Source organism: Nocardiopsis codii, assembly GCF_036327455.1.
GTDB lineage: Bacteria > Actinomycetota > Actinomycetes > Streptosporangiales > Streptosporangiaceae > Nocardiopsis > Nocardiopsis codii.
This window is the reverse complement of the sequence record NZ_JAUZMY010000056.1, coordinates 20,088-27,850: the sequence shown is the minus strand read 5'-3', so window position 1 is coordinate 27,850 and position 7,763 is coordinate 20,088. Positions and strand designations below refer to the sequence as shown.

The 7,763-nt window shown below is 77.5% G+C and carries 3 protein-coding genes; all 3 read left to right on the top strand.

Annotation, left to right across the window (positions count from 1 at the left end; all coding sequences use genetic code 11):
- Positions 1-270: 270 nt before the first annotated feature.
- The 3 genes from Q8791_RS30845 to Q8791_RS30835 all read left to right on the top strand — a co-directional run bounded on the left by Q8791_RS30845 (position 271) and on the right by Q8791_RS30835 (position 7,703).
- Positions 271-1,413 carry an ATP-binding protein gene (locus Q8791_RS30845; RefSeq protein WP_330095381.1) on the top strand — a complete coding sequence of 381 codons (1,143 nt, stop codon included), beginning with the start codon at positions 271-273 and terminating at the stop codon, positions 1,411-1,413.
- A 70-nt stretch (positions 1,414-1,483) separates the two neighbouring features.
- Entirely contained in the window at positions 1,484-5,518 is a 4,035-nt protein-coding gene (locus Q8791_RS30840) for a DUF5682 family protein (RefSeq protein ID WP_330095380.1), read from the top strand.
- 235 nt (positions 5,519-5,753) lie between these two features.
- Complete coding sequence (locus tag Q8791_RS30835; RefSeq protein WP_330095379.1) at positions 5,754-7,703, top strand: hypothetical protein; 1,950 nt, start codon at positions 5,754-5,756, stop codon at positions 7,701-7,703.
- Positions 7,704-7,763: the final 60 nt, after the last annotated feature.

The following is a 7,763-nucleotide window of genomic DNA, read 5'->3' as shown; positions in this document are numbered from 1 at the left end:
TCCCCCCCCGCCCCGGGGGGGTGCCGGGGGGCCCGGCCGCGGGGCGGAACCCGGCCACGCCGGAGTCCCGTTCCCGCCGGACGCGACCACCGCCCGGGCGCCGGCCTCCACCGGCCCCGGCGCGGCCGGTCCGGCGGCCGACGCCGCGCCCGTGCCGTGCGCGCGCTGGGGCCTCCGGCCCGACACCTTGCCCGACCAGACAGCCCGCCCGACACTTTGCCCGCCCCGACACCCCGCCCGACCCGATCACATACCACCCGAGGAGACGCGGTGCCAGAAACCGCCCCCGACGTCCAGATCGAGCCCGCCGAACTGCGGTACGCCGAGGAACTCGCCTTCCTCGCCGCCCACGACACCGGGCCGCGCCCGCCCGGCTGGCGGCTCACCCCCCGCGCGGTCGTGACGTTCATCGTCGGCAGCGACGGCGCCAGGCTGCGGCTGCCCGAACCCGCCGAAGGAGTCCCGGCGAGCCTGGAGATCCCCGCCAAGTTCGTCGGAGAGCGCGGACTCGTCGAACGCTGCGTCGTCACCCTCGCCGGGGAGCGCGGCCTCCTGCTCGTCGGCGAACCGGGCACCGCCAAGTCGCTCCTGTCCGAACTCCTCGCCGCCGCCGTCAGCGGCACCGGTGCGCTCACGGTGCAGGGCACCGCCGGAACCACCGAGGAACACCTGCGCTACGGCTGGAACTACGCACTCCTGCTCGCCAAGGGCCCCACCGTCGACGCCCTCGCGCCCTCCCCGGTGCTCACCGCGCTGCGGACGGGCCGTGTCGCCCGTGTGGAGGAGGTCACCCGCTGCCTGCCCGAGGTCCAGGACTCCCTGGTCTCCCTCCTCTCCGACCGGCGGATGGCCGTCCCCGAACTCACCGACGACGGCCAGTTCCTGGCACGGCCCGGCTTCAACGTGATCGCCACCGCCAACCTGCGCGACCGGGGCGTGTCGGAGATGAGCGCCGCCCTCAAACGACGGTTCAACTTCGAGGTGGTCCCGCCCATCGCCGACCTGGACGCCGAGGTGGACCTCGTGCGCCGCCAGGCGGGCACCGCGCTGGCACGGCACGGACACGCACTCCCCGTGGACGACGCCGTCATCGAAGCCCTGGTCACCGCCTTCCGCGACCTGCGCTCGGGAGCCTCCGTGGAGGGCTGGCCCGTGGAGCGCCCCACCACCGTCATGAGCACCGCCGAGGCGGTCGGTGTCACCACCTCCCTGGGCCTGCAGACCGCCTACCTGGGGGTGGCGGACCCCCTCGCCCTCGTCCCCGGTTACCTGCTGGGAGCGGTCCGCAAGGACGACGCCGACGACCAGGGGCGCCTGCTCGCCTACTGGGACTCCACCATCCGCCACCGGGCCGAGAACGGCGCCCGGCTGTGGAAGCGGCTGTACGAGCTGCGCCACGTCGTGGGGGAGTGATGCGCGTGTCCCGGGAACAGGACCACGGCGGGCCGTACCCCGCCGAGCACGGAGAGGGGAGGGCCCGCCGGTGAACACCGCCGAGGCACTCGACGCACCCGAGACGGTCGAGGCCGTCCCCGAAGCGCTGGCCGCGTGCACGGAACCCCGCCTCATCGGGGTGCGCCACCACTCGCCGGTGCTGGCCGCCGCGATCCCCGCCCTCCTGGAGGCGGCCGACCCCGACGCCGTACTCGTCGAACTCCCCCTGGAGGCGGGACCCTGGCTGGAGTGGCTGGGCCACCCCGACACGGTCGCGCCGGTGGCCCTCGTGATCGGCGACGCCGATCAGGGCGGCCACGCGTACTACCCCTTCGCCGACTTCTCGCCCGAACTGGCGGCGGTCCGCTGGGCGCGCGCCCACGGGGTGCCGGTGCACGCCGTGGACCTGCCCACCTCGGTGTCGGTCCCCGACACCGGGCCGGAGCGGACCGAAGGCCCCGGTCTGGACCGCGCGCTGCTGCGCGCCGCCGGCGTCTCCGACGGTGAGGAGCTGTGGGACCGGCTGGTGGAGGCACGCTCCTACGGCGCCGCCCCCGAGAGGGTCCGCCGCGCGGCACTCTCCCTGGGGTGGGCGCACCGCGCCGCCGCGCTCCGCTCGGGCGGAGTCGGCCGGCGCGACCGCGCCCGTGAGGCGTGGATGCGCCGCCGCGTCGCCGAGATCGGCGCCGCCCGACCCGTGGCCGTCGTGGGCGCGTTCCACGCGGCCGCCCTCCTTCCCGAGCACGCCGTACCCGACCTGGTGCGACGTCCGGATCCGGGGGCGGGTGGCGGTCCGGTCCCCGCCCCCTCCACGGGCGACGGCCGTCCGGACGCGGTCCCCGCCACCGAGGCGCATGCGGGCGACGCCCGTCCGGACGCCACCGCGGCGGCGGTCCTGCGGGGGGAGGACCCCGGCGACCTCCCGCCCACGGGCGAGATCGCGGTGCCCGCCCCCGGTGAGCACGCCGGCGCGGGGCTGTCCACCGCCCTCATTCCCTACACCTTCGCCCTCCTGGACTCGCGTTCCGGCTACCCGGCCGGAATCCGCGACCCCGAGTGGCAGCAGGACGTCCACGCCGCCGGGGGCAGCCCCGACGGGGTCGAACGGGCGGCGATCCGGCGGCTGTCGGCCATCGGCGGCCACCTGCGCGCGGACGGACACGTGTGCGGCGTCCCCGACACGACCGCCGCCTACCGGATGGCCCGCGACCTGGCCTCCCTGCGCGGACTTCCCGCGCCGGGCCGGCGCGAGCTGGTCGAGGGCCTCTCCAGCGCCCTCGCCCAGGGCGAACCCCTGGGCCGTGCCCGGGCCCTGGCCCGCGCGGCCCAACGCGAGCTCGTCGGCACCCGGCGCGGCGCCACCGCCCCCGGCGCCCCGGTCTCCGGACTGGTCGCCCACGCCACCTCCCTCCTCCGCCGACTCGGCCTGCCGGGTCCGGGAGACGAGGGCCGCGACCTGCGGCTCGACCCCCTGCGCGGGGGGCGCGACCGCGAACGCCACATCGCCCTGCACCGGTTGTACGCGGCGGGTGTCTCCTACGCCGAACCCCGTGACGGCGGACGCACCACCGACGGGGAGACCCTGGGCCGGCTGTGGACCGTGCGCTGGACCCCCGCCACCTCCGCCACCCTCGAACTCGCCTCCTGCTACGGGACGACCCTCGAACAGGCCGCGCGCGGCCGTGTCGCCGCCCGCCTCCGCGCCACCGCGGACGGCGAAGAGGGGGCCCTGACACCGGAGGTCGCGGGTGCCCTCCTCACCCAGGCCGCCGAGTGCGCCCTGACCGACCTGGCCGCCGACCTGGGCGACCGGGTCCGGGAGGAGGTCCTGCCCCGGGCGGGTCTGGCCGACGCCGTGGAGCTGCACGACCGCGTCCAACGCGTCGTCTCCGGACAGGTGCCGGGCATGCCGCGCGCTCCCGAACCCCTGCACCGGTTGCGCGTGCGGCTGGCAGAGGCGGCGGTCGCCTCGGTCCCGGGCATGTCCGGCAGTACCGACCCGGCCGACGCCGCGGCTCTGCTGAGGGTCGTGCGCCTGGTCCAGGACCAGGCGCCCCTGCCCGGCGCGATGGGCCCCCAGCGGCTCCTGTGGCACCTGGGGCAGCTCGCCGCCACGGGCGGACCGCTCGCCCAGGGGGCGGCGTCCTCGGCGCTGATGGTCCTGGGCGGACTGACCTCCGAGGAGATGGCCGGACGCCTCGCCGGGTGGCTGGAGGCGGCAGCCGACGGCAGGGGAGGTCCGCTCGCCCTGCGGCTGGCGGGGGCGATGACCGTCGCCGCCCCCGTGGTCGAGGCCGACCCCGGCGTCCTGGACGCCCTGACCGAGCGCGTGGAGGCCTGGTCCGACGACGGTTTCCTGACACGGCTGCCCGCGCTGCGCGAGGGGTTCGAGGCGCTGTCGACGGCCGCCCGCGCGCGATTCCTGGACGCGGTCACCGAGCGGATCGGCGAGGTGGACGCCCGGTTGGAGGTGTCTGCGGAGCTGGCCCTCGCGCTGGCCCGCGCCGACGCCGCCGCACGCGAGGCGGTGGAGGCCCTGCTGCCCGGACTCGTCCACCGTGCGACCACTGCCCCGGCCGACACCGCCCCCCGACGGACGGACGACGCCACCCGCGCGAACGGCCACCCCACAGCCACCACCATCCCGGCCACCATTCCCACCACCGCCCCTGCCACCATCTCCACCACCTCGTCCGCACCGCCTGTCACCGTTGCCCCCGTCGCTCCTCCAAACCCGGCCGCCCCTGCCCCCGCCGGGCCCGCTGCCTCCGCCGGTTCCTCAGTCCCCAGCGGTCCCGGGGCTGTGGCGGACCCGGCCCGTTCCGCCGACCCGCGTGACCATGCCTCCTCCCACAACCCCGCCGACCCCGCGGTCCCTGCCGCGGCGGGGGACGCGGCGACCGCCGTTCCAGTCTCCACCGGCGGGAGGGCCTCCGACCGGTTGTCCACAGGCCCGGTTTCGGCAGGGGCGGCCCCGCACGCCATCGGGTCCGCGGACCGGTGGCGGCTCGTCCTCGGACGCCCGCCCCGCGGCGGGACACTGGCCCGCCGGGCGTCGGCTGCGCTCGACGAGCTGTACGGGCGCGGACACGGGGAGGGGTCCCAGGAGACCGCCAACCGCCCCGGGGCGAGGGGCGGTGACGGGAGCCCGGAACCGGTCGCGCGACAGTGGGACGACGAGCTCCAGGACCTGTTCGGCGGCACCGTACGCGAGGAGGTGCTGGGAAGGGCCGCGGCGCGAGGCAGGGCCGACGCCCTCGACAGCCTCGACCCCGCACGGGTCACGGCCTCCGTCGACCTGCTGGAACAGGTGCTCTCGCTCGCCGGCGCGCTGCCGGAGGCGCGTCTGGCGAAGCTGCGCCCCCTGGTCAGGGCGATCACCGAGCAGCTGGTGCGCCGGCTCGCGCGCCGCATGCGCCCCGCTCTGTCGGGCCTGTCGGTACCGCGCCCCACCCGGCGGCGCGGCGGGCCCCTCGACCTGGGGCGCACCGTCCGGGCCAACCTGCGTACGGTCCGCCCCGGTCCGGACGGTCCGCTGCTGATCCCTGAGAACCCCGTCTTCCGGACCAGGGCGCGGCGGAGCGCGGACTGGCACGTGCACATCGTCGTGGACGTGTCGGGATCGATGGAGCGCTCCACGATCTACGCCGCCCTCGTCGCGGCCGTCCTGCACGGCCTGCCCGCGCTGAGCGTGTCGTTCACGACCTTCTCCACGGAGGTGGTCGACCTCACCGGCCGGGTGTCGGATCCGCTGTCGCTCCTGTTGGAGGTGTCCGTGGGCGGCGGCACCGACATCGGCGCCGGGCTGGCCCACACACGGGAGAGGGTCAGGGTGCCCAGCCGCACGATCGTCGCGCTCGTCACCGACTTCGAGGAGGGCGGGAACCTGTCCCGCACCCTGGCCGAGGTCCGCGCGCTCGCCGCGAGCGGAGCCCACCTGCTCGGGCTGGCGGCCCTCGACGACACCGGGGCGCCGGTCTGCAACCGGGCGACCGCCGCCCAGTTCGTGGCCGCGGGCATGCCGGTCGCGTCGTTGAGCCCGCAGGAGCTGGCCTCGTGGATCGGGGAGAAGGTGCGCGGTTGAGCCGCCGGACCGGGGAGGCGGCGGGCGCGGCGCCCCGCCTGCCGCACCCCGGCGGGACGCGCCCTCCGCCGCATGCCGAACGCCCCGGCCGCGCGCACCCGCCGGTCCGGCCGTGCCCACGGACCTCCAGCGGTCGCCGACCGTCACACGACGGGGCGTCCCACGCCCCGTCGGCCCTCCCTGGCCGCAGAACCGGCCCGTCCCGCCCGCCCCAGCCTCCCGAGGAGAACCCCAGGTGACCGCCGAACGCCCCCGGATCGATCCGGGTCTGCTCGCCGAGCTGCTCGACGCCGCGCCGGGCCGGGTCCGCCGCAAGCTGGACGCCGCTCCGCGCGCCGCCGAGGAGTGGGACTGGAGCGCCGACGGGCAGGTGTGGACCGTCGGAGCCGGGAACGAGACCGTGACCCTGAACGGTCCGCGGATCACCGTGGCCGACCAGGTGTCCTGCACCTGCCTGCTCAGTCCCCGCTGCCTGCACCTGCTCTCCGTCACCGGCATGCTGACCCCCGCGGGAGAGGACGGCGACGAGGAGCCGGCGCCCGCCGCCGAGCCGGAGCGGCGCGGGACACCCGGGGCGGCACCGGGAGAACAGGACGGTTCCCGTCCCGCAGCCCCCTCCGGGGCCCGGGCACCGGAGGGGGCGTCCACAGGACCGGACGGTGGGCCGCAGGAGCGGAGCGGCCCCGGCGGCACCGCATCCGCGGGCGGGGCCGGTGCCGCGGCGGCCACCCGTCCCACCGGTTCCGCCACGCCCGTCGCCGACCCCCTCACCGCGCCGGCCGACACCGGCGACGACGCCCGCGCCGCCGCCGCGCTCGCCTGGGCGGCCGGGGCCCGGACACTGGCGGCCGGGGTGAGGGCGGCGGGATCCTCCCAGCGCTCCGAACTCCTGCGCGCGGCGGCGACGGCCCGCGCCGCACGGCTGCCCCGGCTGGCCGCGGCCTGCACCACCGTCGCCGCGGGTCTGCGCGACCACGCCTCGCCCGGCTTCGCCCTGGCCGAGTACACCGACGCCCTCACCGGCCTCCTCGACACCTCCTGGCGGCTCGGCGGCGGACCCGAGGGGCCCCGCCCCGCGCCGACCCTCGCGGACGTGGGCATCGGCCGCCGCTCCTACACCGAGATCGGCTCCCTCCGGCTCTACGGTCTGGGATGCGAACGCGTCGTCACCGCGTCCGGCTACGCGGGTGTCGTCACCCACGCGGTCTCCCTCACGGGCGGGACCCGCCTGTGGCGGATCGGTGACGTCGTCCCCGGCGACGCAGACCGGGCCGCCGCCGTCTACGGCGCGGGGATCAACTTCGGGAAGTCCGCGCTGAGCCACCGCGAACTCGGGCGCTCGGGCATGATCGCCCAACGGGTGAGCGCCAGCGCGGACGGCCGCCTGAGCGGGGGGTCCGCGACGACGGCGGCGGTCTCCGCCGGGTGCGCGTGGGACGAGGCGCCCCTGTCGGCGCTCTGGGAGCGCCCGCTCTCCGAGCAGGTCGCCGCGGCCGTCGCCGCGCAGGCGTCGCCCGTCCACCGCACCGGTGACGACCTGGTCTTCGCCGACCTGACCGTCACGGGGGAGGCGGACGGCGGAACCGCGGTCGTGGAGACGTCCACCGGCGCTCCGCTGGTCCTGGCGCCCGACGGCGCCCAGGACCTCCTCCGCGCGCGCAACCTCCTCCGGCTGGCCGCCGAACCGGGGCTCGCGCTGCGGGCCGTGGCCCGGCCGGTCCCCGAACGGCCCGGGGTCCTCGTGCCGGTGACGGTGTCCGCTCCCGGGCTCGCCCTGCCCGAGGCCTGGAAGGGGAGGGTCAACCTCTCCCTGGACATCCTGCCGTCGGCCGGTGCGTCGAGTCCGTCGCGCCCCCTGCCGACGGCCGCGCCGGGCGCCGACCCGGGCCTGGGCCCCCTCGCCCGGGTCCTCACCAGGCTGGCCGAGGCGGGGCGGGAGGCCGCTCCGGCCGACGCCGCGCTGCTCGCGCGGTTGCGCGACAACCACCTGCCGACCGCCGCCGACGTCCTGGGAGAGGTGGTCGAGTCGGCCCGTGAGCGGTGGCGCACCACCACGGGGGAGTCGGTGGTCCCCCCGCCCGACCGCCTGGCCCGCGCGTGGCTGTCGGCGACGACCTACCTGGGGGCGGTGCACCAGCACCTGCACACCCTCGCCTGGACAGCGCGGGTCGGCGGCCCGGCCTGACCGGCGGCCCGGCGAACGGCCGGGGCCGACGGGCGGGATGCCCGCCGGCCCCGCCGCCGC